Origin of the sequence: Chryseolinea sp. H1M3-3 (genome assembly GCF_029360725.1) — a bacterium.
Lineage (GTDB): Bacteria > Bacteroidota > Bacteroidia > Cytophagales > Cyclobacteriaceae > Chryseolinea.
Genome location: NZ_JARKMY010000019.1, coordinates 51,502 through 66,842, shown reverse-complemented (window position 1 = coordinate 66,842; position 15,341 = coordinate 51,502). Strand labels below are relative to the sequence as shown.

Here is a 15,341-nt window from a genome sequence, read left to right as displayed (position 1 = left end):
TTTTCTGATGGTTAGATGGCCTGCGAGTGTTAATCTTGTCAGTCCTTGTAATCATTGCAGCATTACTCCTACTTATTTGTTCAATTGAAAAATTGGCGTAAAAGAATAATTAATAAAAATGGATTTTCTCGGACGGCCGCAAGGAAATAATATTGTGCTCGGAATCTCCGCATTGTCCCTGGTTGGGGACATTTGTAAATGAACAAATTTCAACAAGATAGAAGGCGAGGCTGAAATTTAAAACTCAAGCCCTAAAGCCCTCAAACAAAAAAAATGGACAGGAACTCAGCTATCGGACTCACACTCATCGCAGCACTATTAATGGCGTATTTTTATTGGTTTTCACCGGTGCCTCCACCACCTACGCCACAGCGATCTTCAGTGCCTTCGGAAATGGGGGCTCAAGATTCAACCCGGAAAGATCAACAGACTACAATTCCTAACGACAGTGTACTCGCTGCAACGTATGGAGATCTTTCAGCAACTATGAAAGGGCAGGAATCCCCTTTGGTGGTTGAAAATGAAGATCTAAAATTGACATTCAGTAACAAAGGTGGAATTCTTCGCGAAGTGGAGTTGAAAAAGTATAAAACATATTATCAGCAACCACTGAGACTCATTACGCCAACCAATAATGAGTTTAACATGGTCGGTAAATATCAGGGAAAAGATATTGACTTATACCAGTTGTATTATCAGGTAGATCAACAAAAAGTCGGGGACACTACACAGATCCAGTTCTCTATTTCCCTCGCTAATGGCTCGACGATTTCACACGTGTATAAATTGCCCGCCAAGGGATATGAAATTGTTTATCAGTTAAGGAGTAAAGGCTTCAGTGATAATTTAGGTGGAGATTACCTGTCTTTCCAATGGGCAAATATTTTGAAGCCTATTGAAAAAGACCTGGCCGATACTAGAACCCATTCAACAATTACATATTACTCAGAAGCTGATGGCTTCGACGAATTAAGTGAGACTTCTACCGATACGGAAACAGAGATTTTTGGCACTCCTCTTCAGTGGATCACCATCAAAGAAAAATTCTTCTTGTCAGCTATCATCGCCAAGCAAAATTTTTCGGGTGGCGAGATTGAAACAGCAGTGAATGAAAGTGATACATCTGTTGTAAAACGAGCGAATGCTAAGCTCTTCATTCCGCTTAAAAATATTAAAGAGAATAACGCTGACTTCAAATTCTATTTTGGTCCAAACGATTATCAAACGATTGGAGATGTAGCTGAAAAATTCGCAAAGAACGTATACCTCGGCTGGCCTCCTGTTTACTGGATCAACAAGTTTGTGATTTTCCCTGTCTTTCATTTTCTGACAAAGTTTATTTCTAATTATGGCGTAATCATCATCATACTGGTCATTCTCCTGAAGCTTGTACTCTTCCCGTTATCATATAAGTCATTCTTAAGTATGGCTAAAATGAAAGTGCTGAAACCTGAGTTGGATGAAATTAAGGAACGCGTTGGTGAGGACATGACGAAGGTCCAGCAAGAGCAAATGAAATTGTACCAGCAGGTTGGTGTAAATCCAATCAGCGGTTGTATACCTGTATTACTGCAGATGCCCATTCTCTTTGCTATGTTTTATCTATTCCCTGCCAGCATTGAGTTGAGGCAACAACCGTTTTTGTGGGCTGAGGACCTATCAACATACGATTCATTGATCCGGCTTCCATTCACCCTGCCATTCACAACGAGCAGTCACATCAGTATTTTTACATTATTAATGACTGCAGCTACATTACTTTACACTTGGCAGAACAATCAGATTTCATCTGTGCAAGGTCCGATGAAAACTATGTCTTACTTAATGCCGATCATTTTCTTATTCGTGCTTAATTCATTTCCATCCGGGTTGACCTTTTATTATTTCATTTCTACTGTAGTAACCTTTGGCCAGCAAGCTATCATCAAACGATTCGTTGATGAAGACAAGATCAGGGCTATCATGGAAGAGAATAAAAAGAAGAACGCCGCTACTGGAGGCAAGAAGTCCAAGTTCATGAGCAAACTTGAAGAGGCAATGAAAGCGAGCGAAGAGACGAGGCGGAAATCGGAAGAAGAAAGAAAGAAGCGAAAAAAATAAACAGCATCTATTCCAGAAAAGATTGGATTTACCGGAAGAGAGCTAACGGTTTAAGATTCAACCGCTCACCTAGAATTGCTTAAAGTTGGTGCAAAAAACTTGTGCACCGATTGTGGATAACCTGTTCCACGCTGTTCCACGATGGCTTAGGAATTAGCATATATTTGCTGCCCGGTTTAAAAAGGCCGGGCTTTTTTTATTTTTTAATAACCTCACAGCGAAGGAATGGGAAAGATTATTGCGATAGCAAATCAAAAGGGCGGTGTTGGAAAGACAACGACAGCGATAAATTTGGCCGCCAGTTTAGCGGTACTTGAATGTAAAACTCTTATCGTGGATGCGGATCCACAAGCGAACTCTACTTCAGGTTTAGGTTTGAATCCAAAAGAAATTGAGCAAGGAATTTATGAATGCATGGTCGACGATGTATCACCTACCGATGCCATTGTAAACACGGAGCTGAAGTACTTGAACGTATTACCTTCTCATATAGATTTGGTCGGCGCAGAAGTGGAGATGGTAAGCATTGACCGCCGGGAAGAGAAAATGCGTGAGGCCTTAAACAAAATTAGAAACGATTACGATTTTATCATCATAGATTGTTCTCCTTCTTTAGGCTTGATAACTATCAATGCCCTCACGGCAGCCGACGCAGTTATCATTCCTGTGCAATGCGAATATTTTGCGTTAGAGGGTTTAGGAAAATTATTAAACACGATAAAAATTATTCAAACACGATTGAACCCAAAGCTCGAAATAGAAGGCATACTCCTGACGTTGTATGATTCACGCACTAGCTTAGGTAATCAGGTGGTTGAAGAGGTTAGAACGCATTTCGCAAAAATGACGTTCAAAACTATTATCCCGAGAAATGTAAAGCTAAGTGAAGCGCCAAGTTTTGGATTACCAGTAATTGTCCATGACGCTGAAAGCAAAGGGGCTATCAGCTACTTGAATTTGGCGCACGAAGTTTTGGCTAAAAACGGAATATCAAAATGAGTAAGAAGAAAGCATTAGGACGAGGACTGAGCGCTTTATTGAGCGACAGTTCAACCGACGACCGTTTAGAAGTGGATGCAATTCCAACCGGCGTAGCAACTGAACCAACTCCTGCCCCACCCCTTGCAGTGAGCGGAATGACAGAAATACCAATCGATGAGATTGAAGTAAATCCATTCCAGCCAAGATCACATTTCGACCAGGATGCATTGCTGGAGTTGGCTGAGTCGATTCGCGTCCATGGCATCATACAACCAATCACTGTAAGAAAATTAGCTCCGAATCAATATCAGTTGATTTCTGGAGAAAGAAGATTTCAAGCATCTAAACTTGCCGATCTAAAAACAATACCGGCATACATCAGGGCTGCCAACGATCAGCAGATGCTCGAAATGGCGTTGATAGAAAACATTCAACGTGAAAATCTCAACGCTATAGAAATTGCCTTAAGCTATCAACGGCTGATGTCTGAATGTAATCTTAAACAGGACGAGCTTGGTGAGAGGGTTGGTAAAAACAGATCAACTGTTACCAACTACTTACGATTGCTAAAGCTCCCTCCCGACATACAGATTGCCGTACGTGATAATAAACTATCGATGGGACATGCACGTGCCATCATTAATGTAGAGAATGCCGATCAGCAACTTTATATTTTCAAACGTACCTTGGCAGAAGAACTTTCCGTCCGAAAAGTTGAGGAACTTGTACGATCGTTGACATTGGGTAAATCAACTTCAAAGTCTGAGCCGGAAACTACTTCCGGGCAAGCATCCAAAGAACTAGCACAATTACAGTCGAAGCTTTCATCACATTTTGGCACTCGGGTTGTTGTAAAAAGCGATGGTAAAAAAGGAGATATTCGAATTCCATTTTTGTCAGTTGAGGATCTTAACAGAATTCTTGACATCTTGAGGATGTATTCCTGATTTTCTGAACATGAAAAAGCAGTTTGCCATTGTTATATTCCTCTTACTGGTTTCCGCAAGAATAATGGCGCAGGATTCTTTGACCGTCATCAACGACGACAGTTTAATTACCGGTGGGCCCGATACCGTACTTTTAAAATCTTATGCGTCGCGTTACGATCCAAGGAAGGCTCTGCTTTATGCGGCCGTAGTACCTGGCATGGGACAAGTTTATAACAAAAAATACTGGAAGTTGCCACTGGTCTACGGCGGATTTTTCGGGATTGGATACGCCATTAATTTTTATCAGAATCTTTATAAGGATTATAGGGTTCAGTTATTTTATAATCTTAACAACGGATTGGAAGACGATGCAGATTTTAATCCGGACGACCCCAACAAATACACTACAGCAACATTGCGTACGGCTGTCGACAAAGCGAGAAGGGAAAGAGACTTCTGGGTGATCATGATGGGTGCAATGTATCTTTTACAGATTGTAGACGCCCATGTCGATGCGCACTTGAAAGAATTCGATGTCAATCCCAACTTAAAAGTGTCCATTCAACCTTCCGTTAGCCGGGATGAATTGTTAGGACAGCAGAATTCTCTTTCTCTTGTATTTCGATTCTGATAGTCACAGCTGAGAATACCCGTGTTATTAACGTCGCGGACCGAACACAACGACAACTTCTTGAATTTAAATTCCATCTTATCTTAAACAATTTCGATCGGAATAATCAGTAAAAAATGCATTTTTGCCTCCCAACCAAAACAACATGGAAATAATTTTACTTGGCTACGGGAAAATGGGCAAAATCATTGAACGCATTGCCGTTGACCGTGGACACCATATTGCTGCCCGCATCGATGTTGATAATGCAGCAGAATTCGCCACGGCGAAAGGTGATGTCGCAATAGAATTTTCTCATCCTGACTCAGCGTTTGAAAACGTAAAAAAATGTATTGAGAGAAAACTTCCCGTAGTCTGTGGCACCACAGGCTGGCTTAAACGAAAACCTGAAATCGAAGCCCTCTGCAAAAAAATGGACGGCACATTCTTTTATGCGTCTAACTATAGCCTGGGCGTTAATATTTTTTTTAAGCTGAATGAATATGTTGCCAGGATGATGAATAATTTTTCGGAATACGAGATCAGCCTGGATGAAATTCATCATGCAGAAAAAAAAGACGCCCCCAGTGGCACAGCAATTACTTTGGCAGAAGGAATTCTCAACAACGTGAGCAGGAAAAAGAAATGGGTAAAAGAAAAAACAGGGAAGGCTGAAGATGTGTATATCGAATCCTTTCGAATTGACGAGGTTCCGGGAACGCACGTCGTAAAATATGAGTCAGCCATCGACGACATTGAAATCAAGCATATTGCACATTCAAGAGAAGGATTTGCAAAAGGTGCTGTGATGGTAGCCGAATGGATCAAAGAGAAAAAGGGAGTTTACTCCATGGACGACTTTCTAAATTTCTGAACCAACTTATGGCATACAACAGTTATCAGCAGATTTTCATGAAATTATAGGGAAAAATCACGACTAATCGATGGATCAATTATTTTCACTTTCTTTGCACGTTTATTTTATCTCCTTATGAATTGGAAGTTTTGGAAAAAGGACAAAAGTCATGACGCTGCGCCAAAATCAAAAGTGCGTGAATGGTGGGACGCAATCTTATTTGCCGTTATCGCTGCAACACTCATTCGCTGGCTTATTATGGAGGCGTATACCATTCCGACACCGTCTATGGAGAATTCACTTTTGGTGGGTGATTTTCTTTTTGTAAGCAAATTCCATTACGGTACCAGAACAACAACAACGCCCCTTCAAATTCCGCTAACACATCAAAAAATATGGTTTACTAATATTCCATCTTACCTGGAATGGATCAAGCTTCCGCAATATCGGTTGCCAGGATTCACCCATGTTAAACGTAATGATGTTGTGGTTTTTAACGTTCCGCCGGTAGGCTTGAATGAAGGCATCAATTATCCTATAGATTTAAAAACAAATTACATCAAACGATGTGTGGCTGTAGCTGGTGACACGCTGGTGATCAAAGACAAACAAGTGTATACCAATGGACAAGCGCTTGAAAACCATCCAGAGGTTCAATACAGTTATATCGTTACATCAGACGGACCTATCAACGAAAGGAATTTAAACAAGCTTGGAATTGGTGTTGAAGATTACCAGATCGGCGGGCATCAACAAGATGGAAAATTTGCGTATCTCATGTACCTCACACAGGAAAAAGCGAATGAATTAAAAGCGCTTCCTTATATCAAGTCTATTGACATCCAAAAACGAAACGATGAAGACGGATTGATCCCTTACTCGGCATACTATGATTGGTACGGACATACAGATGGAATGAAAAGATATGTTAATTGGTCTACAGACAATTTTGGTCCGCTGTGGATTCCAAAAGAAGGTGCCACGTTAGCGATCAATGACTCAACACTCGCCATCTATGGTGCAACGATTAAGCTTTACGAACATCACGATGACGTTAAAATTGATAATAACACTTTAACCATCGACGGCAAAGTTGTAACAGAATATACCTTTAAACAGAATTACTATTTTATGATGGGTGATAACCGTCATAATTCTCTAGACTCTCGTTTTTGGGGTTTTGTTCCTGAAGATCACATCGTCGGCAAAGCCTTCTTCATTTGGTTATCCCTAGACAGGAATGCTGACTTCATTCATAAAATCCGGTGGAGTAGATTTTTTAAGATAATCAGATAGAAAGCTTAAGGGTTAAGTTAAAAGAATGTTCTGCATAGATCATTCGTGTGTGACACTACCAGTCAATCTCTTTCAGGCCCTTACTTTTTAAATATTCATTTGCTTTACTAAAATGTTTACAGCCGAAGAAGCCTCGGTCTGCCGAGAAAGGCGACGGGTGCGCAGACATTAACACAAGATGTTTGCTTCGGTCGATGACCTCGCCCTTTTTTTGCGCATAAGCACCCCATAGCAGGAAAACAACATGCTCCTTTTCATCTGAAATTTTTTTGATGGCAGCATCGGTAAAAGTCTCCCACCCTTTGTTTTGATGTGATCCGGGAGAGGAAGCGCGGACGGTCAGCGTTGCATTAAGTAATAAAACACCTTGCTTAGCCCAATGTTCCAGGTCACCTGACTTTGGAATAGGTTTTTTTAAATCGTCCCGAATCTCCTTGAAAATGTTAACTAACGATGGCGGAATTTTAATGCCATCCCGCACTGAAAAGCACAATCCATTGGCCTGTCCGGGCCCATGATACGGATCTTGTCCAATAATGACCACCTTTACATCGGAAAAATCGCAACAATCAAATGCTTTAAAAATTTCCTTTCCAGGAGGATAGACGGTTTGTGTACGATATTCCTGCTTGACAAAGTCAATAAGGCTGCTGAAATAGGGCTTTTCAAACTCTTCCGAAAGTCTCTCCTTCCAACTGGGAACCAATTTTACATCCATAGCGTCAAAACTAAGCGCATTCATCTAAAGACAAAAAAGCTTTTTTTGCGTTTTTCTTAAAAAAGAGATTACTTAAACGAATTGATTAACAATATTTTGACAAGATTTCGGTAGCTTAATCTTGTGAATTGTAAAAAATTAATATTTTTGAAGCGTATGGTAACGGAAATAACTCAAGGGATCAAGGTAAGTGTAGAGACGGAGTATCAACCAGCGTATTCCAGTCCCAGTCAATACCATTACGTTTTTACCTATCGCATTATGATTGAGAATCATAGTGAATATACCATTCAACTGCTTCGCCGACACTGGCACATCTATGATGCAGGTTTCAGTCAGCGCGAAGTAGAAGGAGAAGGTGTCGTTGGACAACAACCTGTATTAGAGCCAGGTCAAACTCATCAATATGTTTCCGGATGTAATTTGAAATCTGGTCTCGGCAAAATGATCGGAACGTATCTGATGGAGCGTGTTGTGGATGGCGTTACCATGCAAGTAAATATCCCTGAGTTTACCATGATCGCACCGATCAGACTCAATTGAGTGTCTGTTAATTTATTTCAACTTAAATCTTATTTTAACTATTGGCTTGATGCTGTTGATGAGCATTCACTGCATTCACCTTTTTTGTTTGACTTCTACACAAACCTGTTGAAAAAAAAGCGGTCCAATCCAACGTTGGTATCCATTGAGATTTATAGAAAGTCGTTAGAACAAGATCATCGCACCATTCACGTTACAGATTTGGGCGCAGGCTCTGTGAAGCTGAAAACTTCCAAGCGAAAAGTTTCTGATATCGCACGCGTCAGTACCACTCCAAAAAAATTTTCGTCGCTTTATTCACGGATAATCGGTCATTACCAGTGCCGGCATATCATCGAGTTAGGCACGTCTTTGGGCGTTAATACCTTGTATCTCGCGAACGCGCATAAAAATACGCAGGTGGTCACATTCGAAGGATCTTCAGCAATAGCATCTATCGCCAATAAGGGCTTTCAGGAAGATAACGGAAGGCATATTCGAATGATTGAAGGTAATATTGACAAAACACTGCCCTCTTATCTTACTGCTTCGCCACCAATTGATTTCGCTTATATAGATGCGAATCATCGTTTAGAACCAACGCTCCGGTACTTTGAGGGTCTTGTGACTAAAATGCATTCTAAAAGTATACTGGTGATGGACGACATTCATTACTCCAAGGAAATGGAAGTAGCCTGGCAAACGGTACAAAGGAATAAAGCAGTTACGATAACCATTGATCTCTATAGGTGTGGTCTTGTCTTCTTCGATACGTCATTAACCAAACAAAATGTTGTTTTGCAATTTTAGGTTTTGAATTGCGGTGTAAGAAGGCTTATTTTTGCCATTTCACCTATTACCATCATGAACGAACCTATCGCAGAATCCTACCAAGCACCCAAAAAAAGTAACCGAAACGCTATTATCATCGCCATACTATCCGTAGTCATCGTTGTACAAGGCATCAAGATCTATCTGGATACCAAAGAGAAGCAGGAGATCAATACGGATTTAACATCCACGAAAGAAGAACTGGCGACTACTGAACAGCGGCTACGTGAAATCACTACTGAACTTGACGAAAGAATCGCCGAGATCAAAAAATTAGGTGGCGATGTATCCGATCTGCAACGTGCAAAGGCTGAAATTGAAACCGAGTTAAACAGGTCCAAACGTGCTACCGGGCAAGAAATCAAGGCGCTGAAAGATAAAGTAGAAGGTTATGAAATGTTGTTAAAAAATAAAGACGAAGAGATCGAAAAATTAAAGTCTGTTAACAAGGAATTACTCACCGAGAACGTTACTTTAAAGACCGAAAAAAATGAGCTTGGTGATTCTATTAATAAGTTAAGTCAAAGCAAAGATGAGTTGGCGACCAAGGTGGCAATTGCATCACAGCTTAAAGTGGAAAATTTTAGAATTGTTGCCTTGAATGATCGTGGCAAGGAACGTGAGTCTCCATTCAGGAGCCGCCAACTGGCCCAATTGAAAGTGGAATTTAATATCGCCGAAAATAATGTTGCACCTGTTGAAGGCAAAAAAATAATGATTAGAATCATTGATGAAAATGGCCAGGTGCTTTTTGATGTTGCGAGAGGTTCCGGTACATTTCTTCTGAATGGAAAAGAAGAGTTCTTTACTGCATCACAAGAAATACTTTTCGATAACACAAGACAAAAACTTTCTTTCCTGTACGATAAGGGTTCCGACTATGCTGCAGGAACCTATAAACTTGAGGTTTATACCGATGACTACTTAATGGGAAGTGGTGATTTTGTTGTTAAATGATTTTCATCTGCCATCAAGCTTAGCGGTAACGAAGAAGTTTTTTGTATAGCGACCTCATACGCTCTGGAGGTTGGCGAAGAAAGAACATCATAAAAACTGTAAGGTTGGCTAACTGAACCCTAAGCCAGCTGTTGGTTTCATATTTTCTTGCAGAAACTGTAATGTCTTTTGGAATGATCTTAAATCGATAGGTCTTTCGCAGACGAATGATAAAATCATAATCTTCCATGATGGTGTAGGTCTCATTGAATCCTCCAAGATCATTGAAGACGCCTTTCTCCACGAATAACGTCTGATCGCCGCCGCGGCACATGATACGGTCGAAACGGGTAAAGTAGCTATTGATTTTTAACATTCGGCTATCAGAATCAAAGACATAGCGATAACATCCGGAATGAAAACCTTCACCAACAGCTGTCAAAATATCCTGTGTAAAAGAAGGGATAAGCTTTACATCTGCATGAATGAAATATAAGACATCGCCGGTTGCCTGCTTTGCCCCTTCATTCATTTGTTGAGCCCGGCTCCTTGCCGCGCTGCAGATTGTTAAGGCTCCTGCTTCTCTTGCCATTTGTACGGTGTTGTCTTCACTAGTTCCATCTACCACGATGACTTCAGCCAGGGCTGACATCCCATGCTTGATAATGAATTTAACAAGAGCCGCAATGTTCTCCGCTTCATTCCAGGTTGGTATGATAACTGTTATCTTCAACGTAAGAGGTGCGATAGATTTGAAGGACGATGCGTTCGACTTAACATACACAAATTGATGCTCTCGTATTAATGATATAACTAATTAGTAAAATTGGTGTTTAAAAAAATTCATTTAACTTAAAGAACGAGAGCCTCAATTCAAATTATGAAAAAAAAATTACTAAGTCTGATTGTGGTTTTTTCAGTGATATTCAATGCACTTGCGCAGGCACCCACGCACGAAGGGTTTTCAAAGCTGTTGAAGAAAAACGTAAGTGCTAACGGCAAGGTAAACTACCAGGGTTTCAAAAAAGATTCAGCGGAGTTTAATAATTATCTCGAACTCCTGACCAAAAATCCGCCACAAAAATCCTGGAGCCGCAACGAGCAAATGGCCTATTGGATAAACGCCTATAACGCATTTACAATTAAGCTGATAACAAAATATTATCCTTTAAAAAGCATTAAAGAAATTGGCAGCAGTATTCAAATTCCATTTGTAAATACACCCTGGGATATAAAATTTATTTCCATCGGAAAAGATAAACTGGATCTCAACAATATTGAACATGGTATTTTGCGAAAAAAATTTGCAGACCCGCGTATACACATGACGTTGGTGTGTGCCAGCAAGTCTTGTCCGGCGCTGCTCAATGAAGCGTATGAGGCAACTAAACTTGAGGACCAACTAAGCGAACGAAGCAAGGCTTTCCTAACAGATCCATCCCGGAATAAAATTTCAAGCGACCAACCCCAGTTGAGCATGATCTTTAAATGGTATGCGATGGACTTTAACGATGATGGAAAAACCGTAATAGATTTTGTAAATCGATATTCGCCTGTTAAAGTAAAAGCAACCGCAACGGTTCAATACCTGGATTATGATTGGAACTTAAATGATTAGTGTCTTACTAGGGCATAAACTTCGTAATAACCGAATCGGTAACAAGTTTTGGCAGTTGGTATCCACCCGTGTCAATTTTAATTTTAGGGGCTTGCGTAACAAGCGTTCTAATTCCGGTAGGGGTCACTGCAGTTTGATAAACGAATACGTTCTGTAAACTTTTCAATGACGTAAGATGATTCATGCCGGCATCGGAAATCCGTGTACCTACAAGGTTAATGTATTGCAAATTCGAAAGCGGAGGTAATGCTAACAGTCCATTGTCCGTGATGGAAGTGAATTCGAGATTTAATTGACGCAACGCCGTAAGCTGGGCAACGATTTTTAGCCCTGAATCTGAAACGGATGTTCGTCCAAGATCACACCAGATAATCTGTTGTCTCAGTGGAAGCAACGATCGAAGATCATCGTCTGACAAAGTTCTTTTGTTTAGAAAACTTACGGAAAGATAATTGGATTCTTTGCCAACAGGAAGAATGATAACACCTTGCCTGTTTAGGGCAGCCAGTAAATTTGCATCCGCTTCGGGTACCTCCTCTTCAGGAATCAGTTTTTCTTTTTGAGATTGTTCTACCAATGATTGAAAATATACTTTGATCCTTCCTTGATCATTACATTGCGATACTTTCGTTTCAAAGTCTGCACCTTCCTTTATCCAGGATTGGATAAGGTTAATCTCGGAAGATGATAACTGTGGCTTTTCATTCGGCGGCATATGTTTTTCATCCTCCAACGGTAACAGTAGACGCTGGTAAATAGCACTGGAGTCAGGAAGTCCAGCAACCAGGATGGGCCCATCCTCTCCGCCACGTTTAATAAATGAAACTCCATCGAGGCGCAATTCGCCTTTTTGTTTTCTCGAACTGTGACACGAGTAGCATCTCGCTTCTAAAATGGGCTGAATAATATCCGTATAATATATAGCCTCGTCGATATTTGAGATGCCTTGGAGCTTGATGGAAGGTTCGATGACCTCCTCTGAGCCGGATAATATGCCCGTAAGATAACTTTCACCATGCGTAATCGAGCCGCCTAAGTGACCGGTTATTGCAACCAGCATAATCAACGGCGATAGCAAAATAATATTAAAGATGTTTCTTTTTTCGGTCGGTGAGTTTCGCTTCAGTTTGCCCCTTACGAAAAAGACAACAACGGAAACAACGGCAGTAGCAATGCCCAAATATTTGTGTTGTTCCAGGAGATTGTCGTCATAACCGCCCTCCCATGACAAAAAATATCCGCTAGCAGCAGAAACGATAGCAAACAAGCTCCCAACTAATAGCGACGGTTGTATGGCGGCGCTCACCTCCCGGTACCGTTGAAGCCGAGAAAGACACTCAAGCAGGAACGCAAGGATTAAAATTCCGATCGGAAAATGCACCAGTAATGGATGGAATCTTCCGAAAAACTGAGTAATCCAATCCATTTCTACTCTCTTCAGCGTTTAACTTTATTTTAACAGCTGTTACTTTGCGTAGCGCTTTCGCAATGTATCCAACATATATTTATTGATGTCCCATTGATTAGCAACGGGTTGCCTGGTGTACGGCAACGCGGGTAGGTAATCTACTGGCCCAAATTCTGTAAGCATGGTAATCCTTTTACCTTCCCTCCTTTTCTGTTCTACGACTTGGTCCCACCACCCCATATGCGCATTCACAGCATCCTTCCATTCCGGCGCGCGGGGATCGTTTACCTGGGGGCCTTCTGCATGGCCGATGCGGGTATGAATATGATCCGTCCTGCTCAAGGCCAGTTTTACAGTTTCTGATTGATCCTCCAGCAAGGATTCATGAACATTACACCAATGGGATATATCGAGCGTAAGTCGAAGCGTGGGATGCGCCTCCATAAATTGACGGCCCACCGGTGCTGAATATAAAATTCTTCCCCGATGAGTTTCATGGTAAATGGGAACTTTTGTTTTTGCATTCAACTCGGCAGTAAAATCAATGAAAGATTTATTTTGTTCGAAATTAAAATGATCTCTGCCCGAATGGCTGTTGATAAAAAGCGGCTTGAGTGCGGCTGCTTGCTCCAATGCCGACTTAAATTGTTGTAAATGTCTTGCATAATCACGGTCAGAGCCTCCGAAAAGAAATGCAAACTTCAGGTTGTATTTATGAACAGCGTCGAGAAACTCCTTTCGCGATTTCTCTTCTTCAGGATACCACACTTCTGCGCCATCATATCCGTCATCTTTAATTTTAGCACAGAATTCCTCCCAACTGCCGCCATATCCCCAATTCGTTGCAAGCATGATCAATTCAAAGCCTGCGCTAGGCGAGGAAGTAGTTAAAGGTTTATTAAAAGATTCCAGCGGGTTCATCATTGCGGCGGCTGTTCCAGACATAGCAGTTAATGTTAAGAATTTTCTTCGGTTTAAAGACATTCAGTAGAAATGTTAAGTATGCGATGTATCTGGTTTGATGATACTTTCCTTCGTAGATCTAAGCGACAATCTCCTGGATCACTTTACCTGAAACATCCGTTAATCGGAAAGGTCGCCCTTGGAAGTGATACGTTAGCTTTTCATGATCGAACCCCACCTGGTTGAGAATCGTAGCCTGTACATCATGCAAAGAAACTTTTCCGTTGATGGGATAATAACCAATTTCATCTGTCTCACCCCAGCTCATACCCTTCTTGATCCCACCACCTGCCATCCACATGGTGAACGCTTCCACATGATGATCGCGTCCTTTAAACGGCATAGTTTTACCCTCGCGATTTTCCTGCATAGGTGTCCGGCCGAATTCTCCTCCCCAAACAACCAGCGTTTCCTCCAATAGGCCACGTTGTTTTAAATCAAGCAACAATGCCGTCATCGGTCGGTCGATGAGCCGGCATTTATTTTTGATGCCATAGTCAACAGATTCATTTGCGGATGTGCCGTGACTATCCCACCCCCAATCAAAAAGCTGGACAAAACGTACACCTTGTTCAACGAGCTTCCTTGCCAGTAAACAGTTGTTGGCAAAGGACGCCTTGCCTGGCGTAGTGCCATAGAGTTGGTGAATGTACGCCGGTTCGTTGTTAATGTTCATTACCTCAGGAACGGAAACTTGCATTCGGAAAGCCATTTCATACTGCGCGATCCGTGTCAAAGTTTCGGGGTCATTGAATTCATCGTAATGAAGTTTGTTAATTTCGTTAATCGCATCAATTGTTCCTTTTTTTAGTTCCCTGTCTAATCCCTCGGGGTCATTCAAAAAAAGTACCGGTTCACCTTCTGAGCGGCATTGAACACCCTGATAAATGGAAGGAAGAAATCCGCTACCCCAAACACTTTTACCTGCATCGGGCGTTTTACCGCCAGACGTTAATACCACAAATCCCGGCAAGTTATTATTTTCTGAGCCTAGCCCATACGTGATCCAAGATCCTATGCTCGGACGGCCAAGTCGCGGAGATCCTGAGTGTACAAAAAGTTGCGCGGGGGCGTGATTAAATTGGTCGGTATATACACCCTTAAGAAAAGACACTTCATCTGCTACCGTAGAAAAATGTGGCAGGTTTTCAGAGATCAGTGCACCGGATTGTCCGTGCTGTTTAAAATTCGCTTGCGGACCTAACATGCGTGGCACACCCCGAATAAACGCAAATTTTTTTCCTTCTAGCAGGGATGGCGGACAAAGCTGATTATCCAGTTTCTGAAGCTCCGGTTTGAAATCGAAAAGTTCCAGTTGTGATGGCGCTCCGGCCATATGAAGATAAATCACCTGCTTGGCTTTGCCAGGAAAATGCGGCGACTTCGGAAACATCGGATCAACCATTGCGGCAATACTTTTTTTCGCATTATTGTCCCCTGAACCACAATTCGCCAAAAAAGTACCTAAAGCAACGGCGCCAATACCCGCAGCGCTTTCGCGTAAAAAATGTCTGCGGGAAATATTTTTCAACGCTTCTAGATGAAAGTCCTTAGCCATTTTCTATTTTCGATT

At 41.5% G+C, this 15,341-nt stretch carries 15 protein-coding genes; 10 read left to right on the top strand and 5 right to left on the bottom strand.

The features are described from left to right. Window positions 1-273: 273 nt before the first annotated feature. The 6 genes from yidC to lepB all read left to right on the top strand — a co-directional run bounded on the left by yidC (window position 274) and on the right by lepB (window position 6,772). Complete coding sequence (gene yidC / locus P2W71_RS27560) at window positions 274-2,100, top strand: membrane protein insertase YidC (RefSeq protein WP_276374753.1); 1,827 nt, start codon at window positions 274-276, stop codon at window positions 2,098-2,100. A gap of 225 nt (window positions 2,101-2,325) precedes the next feature. After that, the gene (locus P2W71_RS27555) at window positions 2,326-3,099 is read left to right on the top strand and encodes an AAA family ATPase (RefSeq protein ID WP_276374751.1); all 774 of its coding nucleotides are present in this window, start codon (window positions 2,326-2,328) and stop codon (window positions 3,097-3,099) included. Continuing rightward, the gene (locus P2W71_RS27550; protein WP_276374748.1) at window positions 3,096-4,028 is read left to right on the top strand and encodes a ParB/RepB/Spo0J family partition protein; all 933 of its coding nucleotides are present in this window, start codon (window positions 3,096-3,098) and stop codon (window positions 4,026-4,028) included. The genes P2W71_RS27555 and P2W71_RS27550 overlap by 4 nt, the downstream gene beginning before the upstream one ends. 10 nt (window positions 4,029-4,038) lie before the next feature. Further along, window positions 4,039-4,641 carry a DUF5683 domain-containing protein gene (locus tag P2W71_RS27545; RefSeq protein WP_276374746.1) on the top strand — a complete coding sequence of 201 codons (603 nt, stop codon included), beginning with the start codon at window positions 4,039-4,041 and terminating at the stop codon, window positions 4,639-4,641. Window positions 4,642-4,786: 145 nt separating this feature from the next. Continuing rightward, window positions 4,787-5,494 carry a 4-hydroxy-tetrahydrodipicolinate reductase gene (gene dapB / locus P2W71_RS27540; RefSeq protein ID WP_276374745.1) on the top strand — a complete coding sequence of 236 codons (708 nt, stop codon included), beginning with the start codon at window positions 4,787-4,789 and terminating at the stop codon, window positions 5,492-5,494. Between the two features lie 117 nt (window positions 5,495-5,611). Beyond that, window positions 5,612-6,772 (top strand): signal peptidase I, encoded by a 1,161-nt coding sequence (lepB, locus tag P2W71_RS27535; protein WP_276374743.1) that lies wholly within the window; start codon window positions 5,612-5,614, stop codon window positions 6,770-6,772. 55 nt (window positions 6,773-6,827) lie between these two features. Here lepB and ung read toward each other — a convergent pair whose 3' ends face one another. Next, a complete protein-coding gene (ung, locus tag P2W71_RS27530; protein WP_276374741.1) occupies window positions 6,828-7,490 on the bottom strand; it encodes a uracil-DNA glycosylase in 663 nt (220 codons plus the stop codon). A 156-nt stretch (window positions 7,491-7,646) separates the two neighbouring features. On the opposite strand from ung, the gene apaG reads away from it, so the two are divergent. From apaG to P2W71_RS27515, 3 genes are read left to right on the top strand one after another with little or no spacing between them, the layout of a single operon-like run. Continuing rightward, window positions 7,647-8,033, top strand: a complete 387-nt coding sequence (apaG, locus tag P2W71_RS27525) for a Co2+/Mg2+ efflux protein ApaG (protein ID WP_276374739.1) — start codon at window positions 7,647-7,649, stop codon at window positions 8,031-8,033. Further along, window positions 8,034-8,822 carry a class I SAM-dependent methyltransferase gene (locus P2W71_RS27520; RefSeq protein WP_276374736.1) on the top strand — a complete coding sequence of 263 codons (789 nt, stop codon included), beginning with the start codon at window positions 8,034-8,036 and terminating at the stop codon, window positions 8,820-8,822. Between the two features lie 54 nt (window positions 8,823-8,876). Then, entirely contained in the window at window positions 8,877-9,800 is a 924-nt protein-coding gene (locus P2W71_RS27515) for a chromosome segregation protein SMC (protein WP_276374734.1), read from the top strand. Between the two features lie 19 nt (window positions 9,801-9,819). Here P2W71_RS27515 and P2W71_RS27510 read toward each other — a convergent pair whose 3' ends face one another. Next, window positions 9,820-10,563, bottom strand: a complete 744-nt coding sequence (locus tag P2W71_RS27510) for a TIGR04283 family arsenosugar biosynthesis glycosyltransferase (protein WP_276374733.1) — start codon at window positions 10,561-10,563, stop codon at window positions 9,820-9,822. Window positions 10,564-10,659: 96 nt separating this feature from the next. Between P2W71_RS27510 and P2W71_RS27505 the strand changes: the two genes are divergently transcribed. Continuing rightward, on the top strand, window positions 10,660-11,397 hold the full coding sequence (locus tag P2W71_RS27505; RefSeq protein WP_276374732.1) for a DUF547 domain-containing protein: 738 nt from the start codon (window positions 10,660-10,662) through the stop codon (window positions 11,395-11,397). A gap of 7 nt (window positions 11,398-11,404) precedes the next feature. On the opposite strand, the gene P2W71_RS27500 is transcribed toward P2W71_RS27505, so the two are convergent. From P2W71_RS27500 to P2W71_RS27490, 3 genes are all read right to left on the bottom strand, one after another. After that, window positions 11,405-12,823 carry a c-type cytochrome domain-containing protein gene (locus P2W71_RS27500; RefSeq protein ID WP_276374731.1) on the bottom strand — a complete coding sequence of 473 codons (1,419 nt, stop codon included), beginning with the start codon at window positions 12,821-12,823 and terminating at the stop codon, window positions 11,405-11,407. 39 nt (window positions 12,824-12,862) lie between these two features. Then, window positions 12,863-13,750: a TIM barrel protein gene (locus P2W71_RS27495; RefSeq protein WP_276374728.1), complete on the bottom strand. Its 888-nt coding sequence runs from the start codon at window positions 13,748-13,750 to the stop codon at window positions 12,863-12,865. Window positions 13,751-13,847: 97 nt separating this feature from the next. Beyond that, window positions 13,848-15,326 (bottom strand): DUF1501 domain-containing protein, encoded by a 1,479-nt coding sequence (locus P2W71_RS27490; protein WP_276374727.1) that lies wholly within the window; start codon window positions 15,324-15,326, stop codon window positions 13,848-13,850. Window positions 15,327-15,341 lie beyond the last annotated feature (15 nt).